Below are 19,140 nucleotides of genomic sequence, written 5' to 3'. Positions count from 1 at the left end.
TCAGCTCACCACTCCGGTCATGACGCCCACGGGTACGGCGATGAAACCGGCCGTGAGCAGCAGCGCAAGGACATTGGCGATGGTCTTCAGGGCGCGGTCGCGGGTGCGGCTGCCGACCCCGAGGGTCTGGGCGGCGCTCCAGAAGCCGTGCCGGATGTGCAGGCCGAGGGCGAGCATCGCGACGATGTAGATGACGTTGCCGTACCAGGTGGAGAAGGTGTCCACGACGTTCTGGTACGGGTGGCCCTCCTGGAAGCCGCCGGAGTGGACGGTGCCGGTGGTCAGGTCGAGGAGGTGCCAGACGATGAACAGGCCCAGGATGATGCCGCCCCAGCGCATGGTGCGGGTCGCGTAGCTCGCCCGCGGCCTGCCGTGCACGTACTTCTGCGGGCGCGCCTTGATGTCACGGCGGCTGAGCTGGTAAGCGGAGACGGCGTGGGCGACCACGGCGACGACCAGCACGACGCGGATCAGCCACAGCGTCCACTCGTAGTGCATGAAGGGTTCGCCGACGGTGCGCAGCCAGTGGGCGTAGTGGTTGAACTCGCCTGCCCCGAAGTAGATCTTCAGGTTTCCGATCACGTGGGCGACCAGATACAGCAGCATGATCAGGCCGCTGACCGCCATGACTGTCTTCTTGCCGACGGTCGAGTCCCACACAGTGCGGGCCATGGACGGCCGTCGGTCCGTCCGCGTTGCCAGAGCCATGGCTCAGAACGCTAGGGCCGAAGGTCCCCATCGGTCCAAGACATGGTGCGGCTCGTTTCGATAGGCCAGGCCTATCCTGGCTGAATGCAGTTCCAGCAGCTCCAGTACTTCGTGGCGGTCGCCGAGGCCCGGCACTTCACCCGGGCCGCCGATCGGGTCCATGTCGCGCAGCCGTCGCTGTCGCAGCAGATCAAGGCGCTGGAGCGGGAGCTGGGGGCGGACCTGTTCCTGCGGGCGCGGGGGAACATCACGCTCACCGACGCTGGCGAGGCGCTGCTGCCGCTGGCCCGGCGGATCCTCGCCGACGCGGACACGGCCCGGCACGAGGTGCAGGAGCTGGTGCAGCTGCGCCGTGGCCGGGTGCGCCTGGGAGCGACACCGAGCCTGCTCACGGGTCTGCTGCCGGACGTGCTGCGCGCCTTCCACGACCGCTATCCCGGCATCCGGCTGCTGATCGAGGAGGGCGGCTCGCACGACCTCGTACGGGAGCTGGCGCGGGGCGCGCTCGACCTGGCCCTGGTCGTGCTCCCGCTGCCCACCCCCTCCCCCGCGCTGACCACCGTGGAGCTGCTGCGGGAGGACCTGGTGGTGGTGTCCTCACCCGATGCCCCGAGGCCCGGCGGCGGCCGCCGCACGGTCCGTGTCCCGGACCTCGAGGGCGAGCGCCTGGTCATGTTCCGCCACGGCTACGACCTGCGGGAACTGACCGTGGCCGCCTGCCGCGCCGCGGGCTTCGAGCCGGACTTCGCGGTGGAGGGCGGGGAGATGGACGCGGTGCTGGGCTTCGTACGGGCCGGGCTCGGGGTGGCGGTCGTACCGCGCATGATCGCCACGCGGTCCGGGCGCGGGCTGCGGGTCACCCCGCTGGCCCGGCCCGGACTCCACCGTACGATCGCGCTGGCCCACCGCAGCGATGTGGCACCGCCGCGGGCGGCGAGGGAGCTTCAGCGGATGCTGCTGGAGCGGTGAGGGGACCGCCCGCCAATGGTGCGCTCATGACACGGCCTCGGCGGTACGCGCCGTTCGACGGCGACCGCGACGCTCGTCCGCACGGCCGCCCGCGTGGCCGAGGCCGTACGAGACCGGACCGAGCCCGTACGGCTCGCACCGCCCGCACACAGTCCCCGCGATCACGAGGGCTCAGCCCCTCGCGTCCACCAGGGCCAGTTCGTGCAGCCGCTCCGGCGGACCCGGGCGGGCGTAGTACCAGCCCTGGGCCGTGTCGCAGCCCAGGATCCGCAGCTGCTCGGCCTGGGCGCCGGTTTCCACGCCCTCGACCGTGACCGCGAGGTCCAGGCTGTGGGCGAGGGAGACGATCCCCTCGACGATCTTGAGGTCGACGGGGTCCGCGGGGCACTGCTGCATGCTCTGGGTGAAGGAACGGTCCAGCTTCAGGATCCGCACCGGAAGCCGGCGCAGGTTGGCGAGGTTCGAGTAGCCCGTGCCGAAGTCGTCGAGGGCGATGTCCACCCCCATCTCGGCCAGGCACCGCAGGGGTTTGAGCAGGTCGTCGTCGGCTCCGATGAGCGCCGACTCCGTGACCTCCAGGCAGAGCGCGTCCGGCTCCAGACCTGCCTGCTCCAGGATGTCCACGGTGTCGGAGACCAGCCCGGGGTGGGTGAGCTGGCACGGCGACAGATTGACGTTGATCCGCAGCGGGCCCTTCTGGTCGTGCCTCTGCTGCCATGCGCGGGCCTGCCGTACCGCCTCCTGGAGGACCCACCGGCCCAGGGGCACGATCAGTCCGGTCCGCTCGGCGAGCGGGATGAACCGGTCGGGGCCGAGCACGCCGTGCTGCGGATGCAGCCAGCGCACCAGTGCCTCGGCGCCGTGCACGGTCCCGTCGCCGAGATGCACGAGCGGCTGGTACTCGATGAAGAATTCGCCCCGGTCCAAGGCCGTGGGCAGCGCCGTGGTCAGCCCGTGCCGGGTGATGGCGCGGGCGTCGGCCTCGGGGTCGGCGAGCTCGAAGCGGTTGCCGCCCGCCGACTTGGCCCGGTACATGGTGATGTCCGCGCTGCGCAGCACCTCCGCCGGGCCGCGCTCCCCCACCGGTCCCTCGACGACGCCGATGCTGCCGCGCACGGTCAGGTCCCGGCCGTCGACGCTGATCGGGGTGACGAGCGCGTTCATGATCCGTCCGACGAGTTCGTCGACGCCGCGCTGGGTGTCCGGCCCGGTGGTGAGCGCCACGAACTCGTCGCCCCCCAGCCGCGCCACCATCTCACCGGGCGCGGTCGCGCACGCCTGCAACCGGTCGGCGACCTCGACGAGCAGCCGGTCGCCCGCCGCGTGCCCGAGACTGTCGTTGATGGTCTTGAAGCCGTCGAGGTCGAGGTAGCACAGGCCGAACCGCTGTCCCTCGCCCGCGGCCAGCGCCTTTTCCAGGCGCTCGAAGAACAGGGTCCGGTTGGGCAGCCCGGTGAGCGCGTCGTGCGTGGCCTCGTAGCGCAGCCGGAGGTTCAGCAGGCGCCGCTCGGTGGTGTCCTCCATGAGCGCGAGCTGGTACTGCGGGTTGCCGTCCGCGTCCCGCAGCAGGGACACCGTCAGGTTGGTCCACAGGACCGTGCCGTCGGGCCGGTAGAAGGCCTTTTCGACGTGGTAGTGGTCGCGCTCGCCCCGGACCAGTTCGTCGTACAGGCGCCAGACCTGCGGTGCGTCGTCGGGATGGGTCCACTCCGAGACGTTGCGGCCGCGCACCAGATGCTCGGAACCGCCGAACATGCGCAGCAGCGCGCCGTTGACCTCCAGGACGTTGCCGTCCAGGTCGGCGATGCCGATGCCTATGGCGGCGCCCTCGAACACCGCGCGGAAGCGTGCCTCACTGGAGTGCAGGGCCTGCGCCACCACGCCCTGGGCGGTGAGGGCGGCCCGCGCGATGGCCTCCTGCTCGGCGAGCGTGCGTTCCCTCAGGGCCGCCGCGAACCCGGCGGCGATCGCGTGCTGCAACCGTGAGCAGCGGGTCCGAAGGGCCTCCTGTGTCTTCGGGGAGGCGTCCGGGTCGCCGCAGTAGAGCACCAGGTAGGCGTCGACGCAGTCGAGCGTGCGGCTGAGCGCCTCCGGGTCCGTGCAGTGCGACTCCATGAGCGCCGCGCCGATCGCCCTGGCCTCGGTCGCGTCGAACACCCTGGCCCGCAGCGCGTCGTACAGCCGCCGGGCCAGCGGCAGCAGTTGGTCCTCGAACTCGGGCCGGGTCAGCGACGTGGCGGTCACCGGGAAGACGGCCCGGCTCCAGATGGTCGCGAACCTGCGAAGTCTGTCCTCCGGCCCGCCCGGTTCCCCGCTCACGCCGCGCGCCCCACGCCGACGAAACCGGAGAAGGCATAAGGATCCTCGTCCTCGGGTGCCGTGTCGGGCCGCCACATCGGCATCGGCACCAGCCCGGGTTCCACCATGTCGTACCCCTCGAAGAACCGCGCGATCTCGTCGCGCGAGCGCATGATCAGCGGATTGCGGATGTTCCTGTACACGTCGACCGCGCCCTCGGCGCGCCCTTGCGGCAGGGGAATTCCCTCGTACGAGGCATGCGTGAGGACGAGCAGGCTGCCCGGCGCGAGGGCGTCGCGCAGCTCGGCCACCGCTCCGTACGGGTCGTCCGCGTCCTCCACGAAGTGCAGTATGGCAACGAGAAGGAGGGTGACCGGCCGGTTCAGGTCGAGAAGTCGCTCGACCTGGGGACTCGACAGGATCTCGGCCGGCTTGCGGAGATCGGCCGCGGCGACGTCCGCGTCGTCGTTCCCCTCGAGGACCGCCTGGCTGTGCGCGACCGCCACCGGGTCGTGGTCGACGTACACCACACGGGCGCCCGGATGCGCCCCCTGTGCCACTTCGTGGACGTTGCCGAAGGTCGGGATGCCGGAGCCGATGTCGAGGAACTGGGTGATGCCCTCCTCGACGGCGAAGCGCACCGCTCGGCGCATGAACGCCCGGTTCGCCTGCATGATCTTGGGGAGTCCCGGCATGAACTCCAGTGCCCTGCGCGCCGCCTGGCGGTCGACCTCGAAGTTGTGCGACCCGCCCAGGTAGAAGTCGTACATGCGGGACACGCTCGGCACGGAGATGTCGATGCTCCGTGGCGCCCAGGCAGGACGCTCCATGTAGTTCTCCAAGGCGTAGGGGACAGGGGAGGCGATCCGGTGTTCGAGCAGAGGCTACTGATCGTCCGCCAACCGAGCGAGTAAAAACGGAAATTGACCATCCGTTCCCGGTCACTGCCGGTGGCACGTGCCGATCCTGGTCCGCGCGACGCCGGCACACGCAAAAGCGGTCCGCCCCCTCCGTGCGGTGGAGAGGGGGCGGACCTGGTCGTGCGCGCCTGTGTCCCGTTCGTCCGGCTTCTGCGTCTCACTCCCTTCCGGGTGCGTGGCTGACTGGGGCGAGGCGATCGATCGACCCTGGGGAGGTGATCTCTACTTGGACGCGCCGACCGGCTTCCCGTCGGGCGAGACGGCGTACCACGTGCCGCCCACGCCCTGACCGTTGGTCTCTCCGGGCGCCTTGTCACCGGAGAAGGTGTAGATGGGCCAGCAGTTGACGGTCATCTGCTTGGCGCCGTCGGGGCGGGTGAAGCCCATGAGGCCCTTCTTCTTGACGCCCTTGGTGTCGTTCGCCGAGACCGGCTCGACGGCGGGCCACTTCTCCAGGCACGCGCCGGTGCAGTTGGACACGGGCTCGGGCCACGCCTTGTCCTTCATGAAGCGGTAGACCGTCATGCCGTTCTTGTCGACGACGATCGGGCCGAGCTTGGGGTCGTTGCGGACCGACAGGCCCGGCAGGTCGGAGACGGCGGCCTTCTTGCCGGTGGGCGCGGTCGCGAACCAGGCGCCCTTCAGGCCCTCACCGTTGGTCTCACCGGCCTTGGTGTCCTTGGCGTACCGGTACATCGGCCAGCCCGCGATGGTCAGCTGCTTGGTGCCGTCGGAGCGGGTGACCTCGCCGAGCAGGGACTCGTCGATGCCGGAGGCGACGGAGGCGCCGTCGGCGGGAACCGGCGGCCAGGTCTTGGCGCAGTCGCCGTCACAGGAGGACTTCGGCGGTTCGGCCGTGTCCTGGTCGAAGCGGTAGAGGGTGAAGCCAGCGCTGTCGGTGACGATCTTGCCGAGCTTCGCATTGTCGGTAACGGCCAACTGACCTGCGGTTTTCCCGCCGGCCGAGGCGCTGGGGGCGGCCGTGGAGTCGGCGCCGTAACCGTTTCCGGGGACGGTTGAGGGGGAACCGAGACCGCCCGCGGCGGCGGTGGCCCCGACGTTCTGGCTGCCCGTCGACTGGGTGCCGCTCTCCTGACCGCACGCCGTCGTGAGCGCCAGCACGGCCGCAGCTGTCGCCACGAGGGAGGCGCTCCGCCAGGATGTCTTCATTCTCAACTCCAGCATTCCGCTTGGCTGTTGCAGCGTCCTCTGAACGCCGCGTATGGCCCTAGGTACGAGCGGCGGCACCGGATGTGTTCAATCGGGCCGCGAAATTCTTTGCGGAGCCTGTGACGTTTGAGGCCGTCCGCCCGCCCGCTCGGTGCACCTTCGCACAAAGGTGCTGAACTCATCTCACTACGGGCGTCGTTGAGAAAAACCCCCGAAGACGGAAGTCCTCCCTTCGGGCCAATTCGTCGCCGCCCGTGCGTGCGCGGGGGCGGACCTGCTCATGATCTCGGTCGTGCATCGACCCGAACCGACCCGGTCCGCCCTCGTCAGGGGAGCATTGGCCGTGGTGACGGTGGCGTGGAGCCTCCTGGGCGCCGTCGCCCACCCCGCGTCGGCCGACGCGTGCGCCTACGCCTCCACGGGCCCGGACGGCACGGCGGCGGTGGCGGTCGCGGGCGGCGACCTGCCCCCGCCTCCGTGCCTGCCCCCGAGCCCCACCCCCACGCCCGAGCCCACACCGCCTCCCCAGCCCCCGCCCAGGGTCACCCCGCCACCACGGCCGGGCCCCGTGCCCAAGCCGGTGCCCCCGCCGCACACGGCGGCGCCGCGCCCCCGCCCGGCACCGGTCCTCGCTCCCCCGCCCACCCCCGAACCGGTCCCGGCGCCCTCTCACCGGCCGAGCCCGAGCCCCTCGGCGACCCCGCTGCACTACCCGGCGTACCACGCGGTGACCCACCCGCGGCAGCCGCACGACAGCCCGTCCCCGCTCATGTTCACCCTGCTCATCGCCGCGCCCGCGGTGTTCGCCGTCGCCGCGCTGCGTCCGCGCTGACCCCTGGAGGGACCCCTTGTCGGAATGGCTTGTTCTCACCCTCGCGATGGCGGCCGCTTGTGCCGTCGTGATCATGGTGACCCTGGTACGGCAGCGCACGGCCGCCGTGGACGAGGACCCGTCCGAAACCCCCGATGTGATCGAATACATGACGATGTGGATCGGCGTGGTGTACGCCATCGTGCTGGGTCTGGCCATCGCGGGCGTCTGGGAGGCCCGTAGCGCCGCCCAGGACCATGTGCAGGCCGAGGCCCAGTCGCTGCACGAGATCTCGGAGCGCGTCCGCGTCTACCCGCCCCAGGTACGCGACCGCATCCGTGCGGACGTCAACGCGTATGTCGGCCAGGTCGTCGGCGCCGAGTGGAAGGCCATGGCCGACCACGGCAAGGTGACCGCGCGCGGCGCCGAACTCCTCCAGCGGATCCGTCAGGACGTCACCGACTACGCCCCGCGCACGGACTTCGAGGCGCAGGCGTACCAGCCGCTCCTCGACCAGGTGACCGCGGCCGACACGGCGCGGGCCGCCCGTGCCGGCTCCACCGGCTCCACCATGCCGCCGGTGGTGTGGTTCGGGCTGATCGCCGGTGCGGTGGTCACCATCGGGATGGTGTTCGCGCTCCAGATCCGGCGGACGCCCCGCGAGCTGGTCCTCGCCGGGCTCTTCTCAGCGCTGATCGCCTTCCTGCTCTTTCTGATCTGGGACTTCGACGCACCCTACAGCCGGGGCGTCACCGCCTCCTCCGAACCGTTCCTGGCCCTGTTCCCGCACATGCACGGGTGAGGAGCCCGGGACGTGCCGGCCGGCGGGGACGGGACCGCGCGCACCCGTCCTCGCCGGCCCGGCCCTCGTCTCCCTTGCGCGGAGCCGTCATTGCCCCTTTCGTGGCGCCCGCCTGTGCGCCATTCGCACGACTCCAATCGCGCCCCGGCACCACCTTTCCTAGCGTTTCGATCACCGGGGTGCATGTCTGGCGCAAGCGGAAAAGGTCCGCGGCACGGCTCCTCGGGGACCTGGAGGGTCACCATGCGCGCGATACGCGTCGCTTCGGTCGCACTGCTGGGCGTCACCGCCCTCGGCTGCGCCGGGCCGGGAACCGTCGGCCAAGGCCAAGGGAACTTGAATTCGTTCGGCTACGACCTGCAGCCGGCCAGGATAGGCCCCGGCGAACGGGTCAACCTGCCCGTGAAGGGGTGTGACGACAACGCCACCGTCCACTCCGACGCCTTCGACACGGTCACCATCCCCAAGGGACGGACCTATGCCACCGCCGTCGTCAACCGCAACGCCCGGCCCGGCACCGACTACGACGTCACCTTCCAGTGCGGCCGCCAGTCCGGTCACAAGCGGCTCGCCATCGCGGCCGTGAACGCGAACGCCCGCAGCGAGGGCGGCGGTGGAGGGGGCGGAGGCGGTGGCTACGGCGGGGTCGGGGGCGGCGGCTACGGAGGGGTCGGGGGCGGCGGCTACGGAGGGGGTGGCTACGGAGGGATCGGCGGAGGCGGCTACGGCGGAGGCGGCTACGGCGGAGGCGGCTACGGCGGGGGCGGAGGTGGCGGCGGCTACGGCGGGGGTGGCGGCGGCTGGGGCGGAGGTGGCGGTGAACAGGGGGGCTCCTACGGCCAGCACGGGGTGCGGGCGGGGGTCGGCGGCAGCATCGGCGCCGTCGATCTCAAAGAGGTCGGGATCGGCGCGGCGCTCATCACGGGCTCGCTCGGCGCCACCTGGTACCTGTTCCGCCGCCGTACCGCCCAGGGCCGGTCCTGACCCGCCGCGAGGGCCTCCTCGCACCGGAACCCGAGAGGTGAGGGACCATGCCCGGGTCAGAGCCGGCCCAGGAGCGGCGCACGAAGCGCGCCCCGTGGAGAGTGATCGCGCTCGTCCTGCTGACAGGCCTCGCCTGCGTCCGGCACGGTTCGGGAGAGTTCGCGGCGGGCCCGCCCCAGCCGGCCTCGGCCGTGGCCCCCGACTCCCCCGGCGCACTGAGCCCCGACTACACCGGACCGGAGGCCCTTCCCTACTCCGGGGCCGTCCGCGTCGGTATCCCGGCGCTTCAGATCGACGCCCGCGTCATCCCGGTCGCGCTGGACACGTCCGGCTGGGTGGACGCGCCGCCGCCCGACGACCCGAACCTCGCGGGCTGGTTCACCGGCGCCCCCTCGCCCGGCGAGAAGGGCACGGCCGTGGTGGTGGGCCATGTCGACAACAGTCAGGGCCCCGCCGTCTTCTACGGACTCGGCAGGCTGAAGAAGGGCGACCAGGTGGAGGTCCGGCGCGAGGACGGCAGGACGGCTGTGTTCAAGGTGTACGGCGTGGAGGTCTTCAGCAAGGCGAACTTCCCCGGAGGCCGCGTCTACGGCAGCAAGGGGGTCCCGGAGCTGCGCGTCATCACCTGCGGCGGGGCTTTCTCCGAGCAGAACGGCTACGCGGGGAACGTGGTGGTGTTCGCCCGGCTGGCCGCGGTGCGCTGAGGGCCGCACCGCGGGCGGGCGCTCAGGTGGACCGGCGCCTGGGCACCGTGAAGTGGTAGCCGGAGTCCCGCAGGTACGGCAGGTACTCACGCAGCGCCTCCACGCTCTGCGAGCGGTCTCCGCCGGCGTCGTGCGAGAGCACGATGACGCCCGGGGCGGCATTGCCCTCCACCCGCCGGACGATGGTGGGGGTGCCGGGGGTCGCCCAGTCGAAGGAGTCCACCGTCCAGGCGAACGGCTCCATGCCGAGTTCGGCGCCGAGCTGGAAGACCGCCCGGTTCCAGGCCCCGTACGGCGCGCGGAACCACAGCGGGGCCTCGCCGTAGGCGTCCGCGATGACCTCACAGGTGCGTTCCATCTCGGAGCGGATCCTCGACCGGGGCAGCCGGGTGAGCAGAGGGTGCGTCCAGGTGTGGTTGCCGACGACGTGACCGCCGTCCGCCATCTCGCGCAGCAGATCCTTGTGCTCGACGGCCATCTCCCCGCAGACGAAGAACACAGCGCGCACGTCGTACTCCCGCAGCGTGCGCAGGATGGAGGGCGTGTAGCGGGGATCGGGACCGTCGTCGAAGGTCAGCACCATGCTGGTGCCGCGTCCCGACAGACGCATGATCGGCTTGCCGCGGACCGCGGTCCGCGGCGGCCCGCCCTGCGGCGGGCCGCCGCCGGTCATGGACCGCGGAGGGGAGGCGGACGGCTTCAGGGGAGTGACGGTCTGTGGGCCCGCGGCCGCGGCGGCACCCCGCACCGGGCGCGCCGGGGCCTGCGTGGTGAGCAGCCGGGCCGTACCGGCCGCATGGGCCGCACCCAGGACGGTGGCGCCGGCTAGCAGTGCCCGGCGCCGGGTGAGCAGCTGATCTTTGTGCATGACTCATGAGTCACGTGACGGGATGGTGCCGGGACCGCGCAACACCGGGGGCGATACGAGAAGCACTCGATGGGATCAGCATATTTACCCATGTCCGGGATTCCGGGTCGCTCCCCCGGCCGGTCGCCGCCGGTGTGCATTCCTCCGCTGCCCACCCGGTTCCGGACCTGCTGATTCCGATAGCCTCGGCATCGTGACGGAACAGCACTCGCATCAGTTCGAGCGGGGCACGGACGGGCCCAAGGTCATCGTCGTCGGCGTGGACGGCTCCGATTCCTCACTCCGTGCGGCGGCGTACGCCGGGGGGCTGGCGCGGCGGCAGCACGCGCTGCTCGCGGTCGTGTACGTGCAGCCCGTGATGGCTGCGGGGGCGGCGTTCGGGGCGCCGGTGGCCGAGACGACGGACGAGATCGCGGAGGACCTGGTCACCTACATCCGCGAGGCCACCGAGCGGGTCAAGGGCATATTCGAGGTGCGCTGGGAGTTCCACACCTTCCGCGGCGACCCCTACAACGGCCTGGTGAAGGCGGCCGACGAACTCAAGGCCGACGCGGTCGTGGTCGGCGCTTCCGAGCAGGCCGGCCACCGGATCATCGGCTCGGTGGCGATCCGGCTGGTGAAGGCGGGGCGCTGGCCGGTGACCGTCGTACCGTAGGAGAACCGCCCCCGGTCCCGCACCCACCGCCGCCCCGGCCGACGCGCGATGCGGGGCCCCCGGCCCGTGCGGCGCCGTGCGCGCGGTCTTCCGTCCCCGCCGTCCCTGCGCCATCATGATCCGCCGTCAGCCGGTTGCCGCCCGCGAAGAGGTGAGGCTCATGGCCAGGCTCAGCATGGGTGAGGGGATTCTCCGCCGCAAACCCATCGAGCAGATCGCAGAGACGGAAGTCGGCGAGGGAACGCGGCTGGAGCGTTCGCTCGGCCTGTGGCAGCTCACCGCGATCGGCGTCGGCGGGATCATCGGCGCCGGCATCTTCACCCTCGCCGGCACCGTCGCCAACGGCACGGCCGGACCCGCGGTCCTCGTGTCGTTCCTGATCGCGGGCGTGGCGAGCGCGGCCGCCGCGCTGTCGTACGCCGAGTTCGCGGGGCTCATCCCGAAGGCCGGCTCGGCCTACACCTACGGCTACGCCGTGCTCGGCGAGTACGCCGGCTGGTTCATCGGCTGGGACCTGCTGCTGGAGTACACGGCGATCGTGGCCGTGGTCGCCATCGGCATCTCCGGCTACTTCGGCTTCCTGGTCGGCGAGACGGGAGCCCATCTGCCGGCGTGGATGCTGGGCGCCCCCGGCACGGGAGCCGGCCATCGGGTCGACCTGTTCGCGGTCGTCCTGTGCCTGCTGATCGCCTACCTGCTGAACCTCGGCATCCGCAACGCGGCCCGCTTCGAGACGCTCGTGGTGGCCCTGAAGATCCTCGTCGTCCTGCTGGTGATCGGAGTCGGCGTGTTCCACATCGACACCGGCCACTACAGTCCCTTCTTCCCGTACGGCGTCGGCGGCGCGTTCACCGGCGCGGCCACCGTCTTCTTCGCGGTGTTCGGCTACGACGCCATGTCGACCGCGGCGGAGGAGTCGAAGGACGCGCAGCGCCACATGCCGAGGGCGATCCTCTACTCACTGGCGATCTCCATGGTCCTGTACGTGGCGGCCTGCCTGGTTCTCACGGGCATGCAGAACTACAAGGACATCGACAAGGAAAGCGGCTTCTCCAGCGCGTTCAAGGCGGTCGGCCTGAGCGGGCTCGCCGACGTGATCGCGGTCGGCGCCATCATCGGCATCCTCACCGTGATGTTCACGTTCATGCTCGGGGTCACCCGGGTGTGGTTCGCGATGTCCCGGGACGGGCTGCTGCCGCAGTGGTTCGCGAGGACGCACCCCACCCGCCATGTCCCGACCCGCGTCACCTGGATCGTCGGGGCGGCGTCGGCCGCCATCGCCGGCTTCCTTCCGATCGGGGAGGCGGCCGAACTCACCAACATCGGGATCCTGTTGGCGTTCGTGGTCGTGTGCACGGCGGTGATCGTGCTCCGGTACCGGCGGCCGGACCTGCCGCGCTCCTTCCGCACGCCGTGGATGCCGTTCGTACCGGCCCTAGGGGTGGTCTTCTCGGTCTGGCTGATCACCTTCCTGCAGTGGCAGACCTGGGTCCGGTTCGCGGTGTGGTTCGCGATCGGCCAGATCGTCTACTTCGGCTACTCGTACAAGCGCTCGGCGCTGGCCCGGGCGGGCGAGTCCTCCTGACCGCTCGCCGTGCCGTTCACCGACGAACAGCGACCGTCCACCGCACGGTCCGGCGCGCGCCCTGTCCCGGTGGTACGGACCGCGCTGCCATACGCCCATGACGGCCGGAACCACCACCCCTCCCGGGACGAGCGCCGAGCACGAGCTGGCCGCGCTGCAGCGCGAGCACGGCCCGTCTCTCTTCGCGCTGCTGCTCAGACTGTGCGACGGCGACCGGCAGCGCGCCGAGGACCTGCTCCAGGAGACGCTCGTACGCGCCTGGCAACACCCCGAAGCGCTCCGCGCGCAGGAATTCGACTCCGTGCGCCCCTGGCTGCTCACCGTCGGCAGACGGCTCGCCATCGACGCGCGGCGGGCCCGCCAGGCGCGTCCCGCCGAGGTCGGGGACGGCGTCCCGGAGAGCGCACGCGTGGTCGCCGACCATGCCGAGCGGTCCGCCGCGATGCTGGATGTGCGGGAGGCTGTGAAGACACTCACTCCCGAGCACAGGGAAGTCCTGGTGCAGGTGTACTTCCGCGGGGCGACTGTGGCGGAGGCCGCCCAGGCCCTGGGAATTCCGCCCGGTACGGTGAAGTCCCGCGCGTACTACGCGCTGCGCGCCCTGCGCCGGGTTCTTCCCGGATACGCGGCCGACCTGCGGTGAAACCGAAGGCCAGGTCAAACCTCCGTAAAGCGCCTTGCTGCGGACCATGGTTGAGCAATCAGCTTGCCTCATCCGTGTTCCGCAGCGGGGCCCGCAACCGGGCGACGCGCACGTACCGGAGGAAGGCAGGAAGGGATGCTGCACAGAGGCCAAGAGAGCACGGACGGCACCGGCGACGGTGATCTGGCCGTCCCCATGGCGTGGCTGTACGCCGAGTACATCGCGGACGAACTGCTGCGGACCGGCGACCTCATGCCGCCCACGTCCTTCGAGTTCCGTGCCGGGCGCGACGCCCTGGCACTGACCATTTTCCTGTCCGACACCGGCGGCGAACTGCCCGGCATCCGTGTCGTCACCCAGCTGGAGACCTGGCTTTCGCTGACGGCGTACGACCAGCCGTGGGAGGACTGGGTGCGCGAACGGATGGGCCAGGTGACCGCCGCGGCGGCCCACTCGGGCGGCCCGGCACCGGACCTGGAGCTGGCCTCGGCGGCCTGGCGCTGGCTGGAGGAGACCGAACTGCTCGCCCCGGACCTGGACGCGGTGCCCGGCGGCTCGGTGAACGGGGAGGACGACGGCCCCCACGTCTGGACGCCCGCCTGGCAGCTCGGACTCCCCCTGGGACATCTCGCCATCCATCTTTTTTGAGGACGGACCAATCCGCCGGGCCGACGGCTCCGAATGTCTTGGCCGCGATTCGGTAACGGCCTTGAGTGATTCGGCCGCCCGGTCCGTACCCGTGGGCAACAGCAGCATCACACCCCGCTCACGGCATGAGGATTTGGTATGAGGTCCCTGGAACGCCATCGCGACGTCGGCGCCTACGCGCTCGGCGTGCTGGACGAGGCGGAAGCCTTCCGCTTCGAGGACCACCTCATGGGGTGTCCGAGCTGTAAGGCCCATGTGACCGAATTCGGGCCTGCCGCACGGCAGTTGATGCTGTACCGGAGGGCGACCCCGCGGTCGGTGCACCCCTTCGCCTCCCCCGGGCCGCGCCTGCTGGAGCGGCTGCTCGACGAGGTGACGACCAAGCACCGCGGCAAGCGCAGGCGCTGGCTGTACGCGGTCGCGGCGGCCGTGGCGTTCGCGGTCGGCGGATCGACGGTGGCGGTCGTCTCGGGACACGAGTCCTCGGCCGTCGTCAACGCGATGGACGGGACCGACCCGGAGACCGGCGTCTGGGCACGGGTCACCGCGCAGGACCGGGTCTGGGGCAGCCAGATCGACGTGACGGTCAAGGACAAGTCCGGTCCCCACTCCTGTCGGCTGGTCGTGGTCGGCAAGGACGGTTCGGAGCAGACCGTGACGAGCTGGATGGTGCCCGCGGACGACGGCGAGGCGACCTCGGTACAGGGCGGGGCAGCCCTCACCTCGCAGCAGATCGACCACTACGAGGTACGCACCGAGGACGGCCACCATCTGGTCACGCTGAAGTCCCACTGACCGGCCGGCGGCTACTTCAGCAGCCGTGACATCCTGCGGTCGGCGAGCGGCTTGCCGCCGGTCTGGCACGTCGGGCAGTACTGCAGCGAGGAGTCGCTGAAGGACACCTCACGGATGGTGTCGCCGCACACCGGGCAGGGTTCTCCCGTGCGGCCGTGGACCCTCAGGCCGCTCTTCTTCTCCGCCTTGAGGCGCCCGGCGGCCAGACCGCGTGAGCGCTCGACCGCCTCCACGAGCGTCGTGCGCAGCGCCTCGTACAGGCCCCGGACCTCCTCCGGCGACAGCGACGAAGCCAGTTTGAACGGGGACATCCTCGCCGCGTGCAGGATCTCGTCGCTGTAGGCGTTGCCGACACCCGCGATCAGACTCTGATCGCGCAACACGCCCTTGATCTGCCGGCGCTCACCCGCCAGGAGCTTCACAAGACGCTGCTCCCCGAAGTCGTCGGCCAGCGGATCCGGACCCAGCCGGGCCACTCCGGGGACCTCCTGCGGATCCCGCACGACGTACACCGCGAGCCGCTTCTGGGTGCCGGCCTCCGTCAGGTCGAAGCCCTCCCCCGTCTCCAGGGCCACCCTCAGGGCGAGCGGGCCCTTGCCGGGGCGGGGCGGGCCGTCGGGCAGGCGGTCCCGCCACTGGAGCCAGCCGGCGCGCGCCAGGTGGGTGACGAGGTGCAGCCCGTCGGCCTGGAGGTCCAGGAACTTGCCGTACCGGCGTACGGCCGTGATCGCGCGGCCCTCCAGGGCGGCGACCGGCGGGTCGTAGGTCTTCAGAACACTGATCGCGACGGGCAGCACACGGACGACCTCGTGGCCGACGACATGGTCGGTGAGGAAGTCCTTGAGTGCTTCGACCTCGGGCAGTTCCGGCATGTGTCCAGGGTGCCACCGGCCACCGCGCTCGCGACCCGTCGTGCGGCTCAGCGGCGGGGCACGACCCTGAACTCGGCCCAGACGACCTTGCCGACGCCGCGTGACTCCACACCCCAGTCGTCCGCGAGCCGGTCGACGAGCAGCAGGCCCCGGCCCGAGACCCCGAGGACGCCCGCGTCACGGCGGCGGGGCAGGGCGCTGGAGGAGTCCTCGACCTCCACCCGGAACCTGCGGTCGTGTCCGGTGATGACCCGCAGGGTGACGGTCGCCGGGCCCTCGGTGTGCATGAGGACGTTGCTGATCAGTTCGTCGGCGACCAGTTCGATCTCGTCGGACCGCTCACCGGCGCCCCAGGAGCGGACGGCGGACCGGATCATACGGCGGGCCTCGACGAGGGCCTCCGGATCACCCAGTGCGACATGCTGCTGAAGCCGGCCTCCGGAGCGCTGGGCCAGGCCCCCGCGCCGCAGCAGCAACAGGGCCACGTCGTCGTCTCCGCCCCGTTGCGCGGCGACCCTGATGAGCCGGTCGGCCAGGTCCTGGACATCGTCGGGAGCGGAACAGACCAGCTTCTGCAGCGTCTGCACGCCCTCGGAGAGGTCGGCCCCCGGCCGTTCGACCAGGCCGTCGGTGCACATCAGCAGGGTCTGGCCCGGTTCCAGCTCGACGGTGGTGACCGGGTAGGTGAGCCCGCCGAACTCGGCGGACAGACCGAGGGGCAGTCCGCCCTCGACCGGCAGCGGCCGGCAGGAGCCCCCACCGGCAGACCTCAGCATCGGGTCGATATGGCCTGCCCGGACCAGCTGCACCACCCCCGTGGACAGGTCGGCCTCGGCGTAGAGGCAGGTCGCGAAGCGATCGGGGTCGAGTTCCTTGAGGAACACCGAGGCACGCGCCATCACGGTGGCGGGGTTGTGGCCTTCGGCGGCGTACGCCCGCAGCGCCACCCGCAGCTGGCCCATGACGGCGGCCGCATGGGTGTCGTGGCCCTGGACGTCGCCGATGACCGCGCCGACCCGGCCGCCGGGCAGCGGGATCAGGTCGTACCAGTCGCCGCCGATGTCCCGGCCGAGCGACGGCGAGCGGTAACGGACGGCGATGTCGGCGCCGGGCACGCTCGGGATGGAGCGCGGCAGCATCGCCTGCTGAAGTCCCTGGGCGAGGTCCATCTCCTGGTCGTAGAACATGGCGCGCTGGAGGCTCTGCGCGATGCTGCTGCCCAGCGCGAGGAGGACGTTGCGTTCCTCCGGGGTGAAGCCGCGGTGGTCGTCGTAGAGCAGGCCCATCGCGCCGATGGGGCGGGCCTGCACGATCAGCGGCAGATAGGCGGCCGAGGTGATGTGCAGGTCCGTGAGGTGCGGCCACAGGATCGGGTAGTGCTCGGCGAACTCCTCCGGGGACTCGATGAACCGGGGGCTGAGGGTGCGGACCACCTCACCCATCGGATACGGCTCGTCGATACGGGTGATCTCGGTGCCCGGTACGGACGCGCTCGCGGGTCCCTCGGCGACCAGCCGGATGCGCCCGGCCTCCACCAGGCCGACCACCAGGCTGGCGGCGCCCAGGTGGGTGAGTCCGTGGCTGTCCTTGAGGACGTCGATGACGTCCTGCACGGTGCGGGCGTGTGCCAGCGCCGCGGTGGTGGTCTGGACCACGCTCGTCTGCTGGCGCACGGCCTCGTCCTGCAAGGCCTGGTCGGCGCGTGCCCGGCTGTCGCGGAGCTCCTGGGTGGCGTCGCGGACGATGCCGATGATGCGGCGCGGCCGCCCCGTCCCGTCTCGCCTGATATAGCCCTGGGTGTGGGTCCAGCGCAGGGTGCCGTCGTGGCAACGGACGCGGAAGTAGGCGCCGTAGTTCTCACTGCCGTCCTTGATGGCCCGGGCGATCAGGGCGTCGAGACGCCGGCCCTCGTGCGGCGGGACGCGGCCGGTCAGGGTTTCGACACGGCCGTCGAACTCCCCGGAGCGTATGTCGAAGATCTCGTGGGCCTGGGCGTCCATGTGGATGAGTCCGGAGTCGAGGTCCCAGTCGAAGCTGCCCATGCGATTGAGCGCCAGGACCGGATCCGGGTGGGCCGGCCAGTTCTCCGGGAGCGCCAGGGCGCTCGCTCCCCGCTCAGCCATGGGGCCACCATGCCAGGGTTTCCGCGAATCTTCGAGTCCTGCCGGGGGCAGGTGACGCATGTGGCGAGCCGCCTGCGCACCGCGACGGCCGGACCGGCCGGCGAGGGGTACCGGGGCCACACTGGAGGGAGAGGAGCGGTCACCGTGAACTGGTTCGTCGCACCGGAGTACTGGCTGAGCCGGCTGGTCTTCCAGCGGGCCCTGGCGGTGGTGTACCTCTTCGCCTTCCTGACCGCGGCCCTGCAGTTCCGTGCGCTGATCGGGGAGCGCGGAATGCTGCCGGTGCCGCGTTTCGTCGCCCGGGTCCCGTTCCGGCAGGCGCCGAGCGTCTTCCATCTCCGCTACTCGGACCGCTTCTTCGCCGCCTGGTCCTGGGCGGGGTGCGCGGTGTCGGCGGCGCTGATCGCCGGGCTCGACTCCCAGGTGCCGCTCTGGGCCGCGATGGTGCTCTGGCTGATCCCCTGGGCGCTGTACCTGTCGATCGTCAACGTCGGCCAGACCTGGTACTCGTTCGGCTGGGAGTCGCTGCTGCTGGAGGTCGGCTTCCTTGCGGTCTTCCTGGGCAACGACGAGGTCGCCCCGCCGGTCGTGGTGCTGTTCCTGCTGCGCTGGATCCTGTTCCGCGTGGAGTTCGGCGCCGGGCTCATCAAGATCCGCGGGGACGCGTGCTGGCGGCAGCTGACCTGTCTGGACTACCACCACGAGACCCAGCCCATGCCGGGCCCGCTGAGCTGGTTCTTCCACCATCTGCCGAAGCCGCTGCACCGCGTCGAGGTGGCGGCCAACCATGTCACCCAGCTTGTCGTCCCGGTGCTGCTGTTCACCCCTCAGCCGATCGCCACGGCCGCCGCGTCACTGATGATCCTGACCCAGCTGTGGCTGGTGCTGTCCGGCAACTTCTCCTGGCTCAACTGGATCACGATCGTCCTGGCCCTGTCGGCGGTCCGGTTCGCCACCACCGCCCCGGCGGTGTCCGGGCCGCCGCTGTGGTACGCGGTCCTCGTGCTGGTGGTCTGTGCGGGCCTGGTCTGCCTCAGCTACCACCCCGTGCGCAACATGGTCTCCAGCGGCCAGGTCATGAACCGCTCCTTCGACCCGCTGCACCTCGTCAACACCTACGGCGCGTTCGGCAGCGTGAGCCGGACGCGCTACGAGGTGGTGGTCGAGGGCACGGCGGACGACGTGCCGCGCGAGGACTCGGACTGGCGGGAGTACGAGTTCAAGGGCAAGCCGGGCGATCCACGGCGCTGGCCGCACCAGTACGCCCCGTACCATCTGCGACTCGACTGGCTGATGTGGTTCGCGGCGCTTTCCCCGGCGTACGCGGGGTCGTGGTTCGGCGGTCTGGTCGAACGTCTGCTCGAAAACGACCGGGACACGCTGCGGCTGCTGCGCCGCTCCCCGTTCCCGCCGGACGCACCACCGCGATTCATACGGGCCAGCCTGTACCACTACCGGTTCACCACCTGGCGCGAACTGCGGGAGACGGGGGCGTGCTGGCACCGGAGCTACGTCCGGGAGTTCATGCCCCCGACACGGCTGGCCGCCCCGATGGCGCAGAGGCGGTAGACGCGCCGGCAGGTGC

Annotated in this window: 18 protein-coding genes; 11 read left to right on the top strand and 7 right to left on the bottom strand. The window is 71.0% G+C overall.

From position 1 onward, the window contains the following. Positions 1-672, bottom strand: a complete 672-nt coding sequence (locus LZ604_RS19005) for a succinate dehydrogenase (RefSeq protein ID WP_234516585.1) — start codon at positions 670-672, stop codon at positions 1-3. A gap of 120 nt (positions 673-792) precedes the next feature. On the opposite strand from LZ604_RS19005, the gene LZ604_RS19000 reads away from it, so the two are divergent. Further along, positions 793-1,677, top strand: coding sequence for a LysR family transcriptional regulator (locus LZ604_RS19000; RefSeq protein WP_234516570.1), 885 nt, complete (start codon positions 793-795; stop codon positions 1,675-1,677). 171 nt (positions 1,678-1,848) lie between these two features. Here the strand turns inward: LZ604_RS19000 and LZ604_RS18995 are convergent, their stop codons facing one another. From LZ604_RS18995 to LZ604_RS18985, 3 genes are all read right to left on the bottom strand, one after another. Beyond that, positions 1,849-3,996 (bottom strand): putative bifunctional diguanylate cyclase/phosphodiesterase, encoded by a 2,148-nt coding sequence (locus tag LZ604_RS18995; protein ID WP_234516569.1) that lies wholly within the window; start codon positions 3,994-3,996, stop codon positions 1,849-1,851. After that, a complete protein-coding gene (locus LZ604_RS18990) occupies positions 3,993-4,805 on the bottom strand; it encodes an SAM-dependent methyltransferase (protein WP_234516568.1) in 813 nt (270 codons plus the stop codon). Before LZ604_RS18990 ends, LZ604_RS18995 begins: the two co-directional genes overlap by 4 nt. A gap of 312 nt (positions 4,806-5,117) precedes the next feature. Further along, complete coding sequence (locus LZ604_RS18985; protein WP_234516567.1) at positions 5,118-6,065, bottom strand: SCO0930 family lipoprotein; 948 nt, start codon at positions 6,063-6,065, stop codon at positions 5,118-5,120. Between the two features lie 292 nt (positions 6,066-6,357). Here LZ604_RS18985 and LZ604_RS18980 point away from each other — a divergent pair, with 292 nt between their 5' ends. The 4 genes from LZ604_RS18980 to LZ604_RS18965 all read left to right on the top strand — a co-directional run bounded on the left by LZ604_RS18980 (position 6,358) and on the right by LZ604_RS18965 (position 9,366). Continuing rightward, on the top strand, positions 6,358-6,897 hold the full coding sequence (locus tag LZ604_RS18980) for a hypothetical protein (protein ID WP_234516566.1): 540 nt from the start codon (positions 6,358-6,360) through the stop codon (positions 6,895-6,897). A 16-nt stretch (positions 6,898-6,913) separates the two neighbouring features. Then, the gene (locus tag LZ604_RS18975; RefSeq protein ID WP_234516565.1) at positions 6,914-7,678 is read left to right on the top strand and encodes a bestrophin-like domain; all 765 of its coding nucleotides are present in this window, start codon (positions 6,914-6,916) and stop codon (positions 7,676-7,678) included. Between the two features lie 243 nt (positions 7,679-7,921). Continuing rightward, entirely contained in the window at positions 7,922-8,662 is a 741-nt protein-coding gene (locus LZ604_RS18970; RefSeq protein ID WP_234516588.1) for a hypothetical protein, read from the top strand. Positions 8,663-8,709: 47 nt separating this feature from the next. Beyond that, positions 8,710-9,366 carry a class F sortase gene (locus LZ604_RS18965; protein ID WP_234516564.1) on the top strand — a complete coding sequence of 219 codons (657 nt, stop codon included), beginning with the start codon at positions 8,710-8,712 and terminating at the stop codon, positions 9,364-9,366. A gap of 22 nt (positions 9,367-9,388) precedes the next feature. Here LZ604_RS18965 and LZ604_RS18960 read toward each other — a convergent pair whose 3' ends face one another. Next, positions 9,389-10,234 (bottom strand): polysaccharide deacetylase family protein, encoded by an 846-nt coding sequence (locus LZ604_RS18960; RefSeq protein WP_234516563.1) that lies wholly within the window; start codon positions 10,232-10,234, stop codon positions 9,389-9,391. 193 nt (positions 10,235-10,427) lie between these two features. On the opposite strand from LZ604_RS18960, the gene LZ604_RS18955 reads away from it, so the two are divergent. The 5 genes from LZ604_RS18955 (at position 10,428) to LZ604_RS18935 (ending at position 14,560) form a co-directional block, all read left to right on the top strand. Next, a complete protein-coding gene (locus LZ604_RS18955; RefSeq protein ID WP_234516562.1) occupies positions 10,428-10,889 on the top strand; it encodes a universal stress protein in 462 nt (153 codons plus the stop codon). Positions 10,890-11,049: 160 nt separating this feature from the next. Then, the gene (locus tag LZ604_RS18950; RefSeq protein WP_234516561.1) at positions 11,050-12,474 is read left to right on the top strand and encodes an amino acid permease; all 1,425 of its coding nucleotides are present in this window, start codon (positions 11,050-11,052) and stop codon (positions 12,472-12,474) included. Between the two features lie 97 nt (positions 12,475-12,571). Continuing rightward, entirely contained in the window at positions 12,572-13,117 is a 546-nt protein-coding gene (locus LZ604_RS18945) for a sigma-70 family RNA polymerase sigma factor (protein ID WP_234516560.1), read from the top strand. 135 nt (positions 13,118-13,252) lie between these two features. Continuing rightward, entirely contained in the window at positions 13,253-13,765 is a 513-nt protein-coding gene (locus tag LZ604_RS18940) for a hypothetical protein (RefSeq protein ID WP_234516559.1), read from the top strand. 138 nt (positions 13,766-13,903) lie between these two features. Further along, positions 13,904-14,560: an anti-sigma factor family protein gene (locus LZ604_RS18935; protein WP_234516558.1), complete on the top strand. Its 657-nt coding sequence runs from the start codon at positions 13,904-13,906 to the stop codon at positions 14,558-14,560. Between the two features lie 11 nt (positions 14,561-14,571). Here the strand turns inward: LZ604_RS18935 and LZ604_RS18930 are convergent, their stop codons facing one another. Together LZ604_RS18930 and LZ604_RS18925 are read right to left on the bottom strand one after the other, a co-directional pair. Then, positions 14,572-15,432, bottom strand: a complete 861-nt coding sequence (locus tag LZ604_RS18930) for an Fpg/Nei family DNA glycosylase (RefSeq protein WP_234516557.1) — start codon at positions 15,430-15,432, stop codon at positions 14,572-14,574. A gap of 47 nt (positions 15,433-15,479) precedes the next feature. Continuing rightward, positions 15,480-17,555 carry a SpoIIE family protein phosphatase gene (locus LZ604_RS18925; RefSeq protein ID WP_234516556.1) on the bottom strand — a complete coding sequence of 692 codons (2,076 nt, stop codon included), beginning with the start codon at positions 17,553-17,555 and terminating at the stop codon, positions 15,480-15,482. A 144-nt stretch (positions 17,556-17,699) separates the two neighbouring features. On the opposite strand from LZ604_RS18925, the gene LZ604_RS18920 reads away from it, so the two are divergent. Then, complete coding sequence (locus LZ604_RS18920; RefSeq protein ID WP_234516555.1) at positions 17,700-19,124, top strand: lipase maturation factor family protein; 1,425 nt, start codon at positions 17,700-17,702, stop codon at positions 19,122-19,124. Positions 19,125-19,140: the final 16 nt, after the last annotated feature.

The sequence above is a fragment of the Streptomyces glomeratus genome, from assembly GCF_021462825.1.
GTDB lineage: Bacteria > Actinomycetota > Actinomycetes > Streptomycetales > Streptomycetaceae > Streptomyces > Streptomyces glomeratus.
The sequence above is the reverse complement of the archived record's forward strand: the minus strand, read 5'-3'. Positions and strand labels throughout refer to the sequence as shown.

Excerpts from the sequence above, each read along its gene's own strand:
- LZ604_RS19005 (WP_234516585.1), bottom strand. The coding sequence starts at position 672 with ATGGCCCGCACTGTGTGGGACTCGACCGTCGGCAAGAAGACAGTCATG.
- LZ604_RS18960 (WP_234516563.1), bottom strand. The coding sequence starts at position 10,234 with ATGCACAAAGATCAGCTGCTCACCCGGCGCCGGGCACTGCTAGCCGGC.
- LZ604_RS18930 (WP_234516557.1), bottom strand. The coding sequence starts at position 15,432 with ATGCCGGAACTGCCCGAGGTCGAAGCACTCAAGGACTTCCTCACCGAC.
- LZ604_RS18925 (WP_234516556.1), bottom strand. The coding sequence starts at position 17,555 with ATGGCTGAGCGGGGAGCGAGCGCCCTGGCGCTCCCGGAGAACTGGCCG.
- LZ604_RS18990 (WP_234516568.1), bottom strand. The coding sequence starts at position 4,805 with ATGGAGCGTCCTGCCTGGGCGCCACGGAGCATCGACATCTCCGTGCCG.
- LZ604_RS18985 (WP_234516567.1), bottom strand. The coding sequence starts at position 6,065 with ATGAAGACATCCTGGCGGAGCGCCTCCCTCGTGGCGACAGCTGCGGCC.
- LZ604_RS18970 (WP_234516588.1), top strand. The coding sequence starts at position 7,922 with ATGCGCGCGATACGCGTCGCTTCGGTCGCACTGCTGGGCGTCACCGCC.
- LZ604_RS18935 (WP_234516558.1), top strand. The coding sequence starts at position 13,904 with ATGAGGTCCCTGGAACGCCATCGCGACGTCGGCGCCTACGCGCTCGGC.
- LZ604_RS18950 (WP_234516561.1), top strand. The coding sequence starts at position 11,050 with ATGGCCAGGCTCAGCATGGGTGAGGGGATTCTCCGCCGCAAACCCATC.
- LZ604_RS19000 (WP_234516570.1), top strand. The coding sequence starts at position 793 with ATGCAGTTCCAGCAGCTCCAGTACTTCGTGGCGGTCGCCGAGGCCCGG.
- LZ604_RS18965 (WP_234516564.1), top strand. The coding sequence starts at position 8,710 with ATGCCCGGGTCAGAGCCGGCCCAGGAGCGGCGCACGAAGCGCGCCCCG.
- LZ604_RS18940 (WP_234516559.1), top strand. The coding sequence starts at position 13,253 with ATGCTGCACAGAGGCCAAGAGAGCACGGACGGCACCGGCGACGGTGAT.
- LZ604_RS18945 (WP_234516560.1), top strand. The coding sequence starts at position 12,572 with ATGACGGCCGGAACCACCACCCCTCCCGGGACGAGCGCCGAGCACGAG.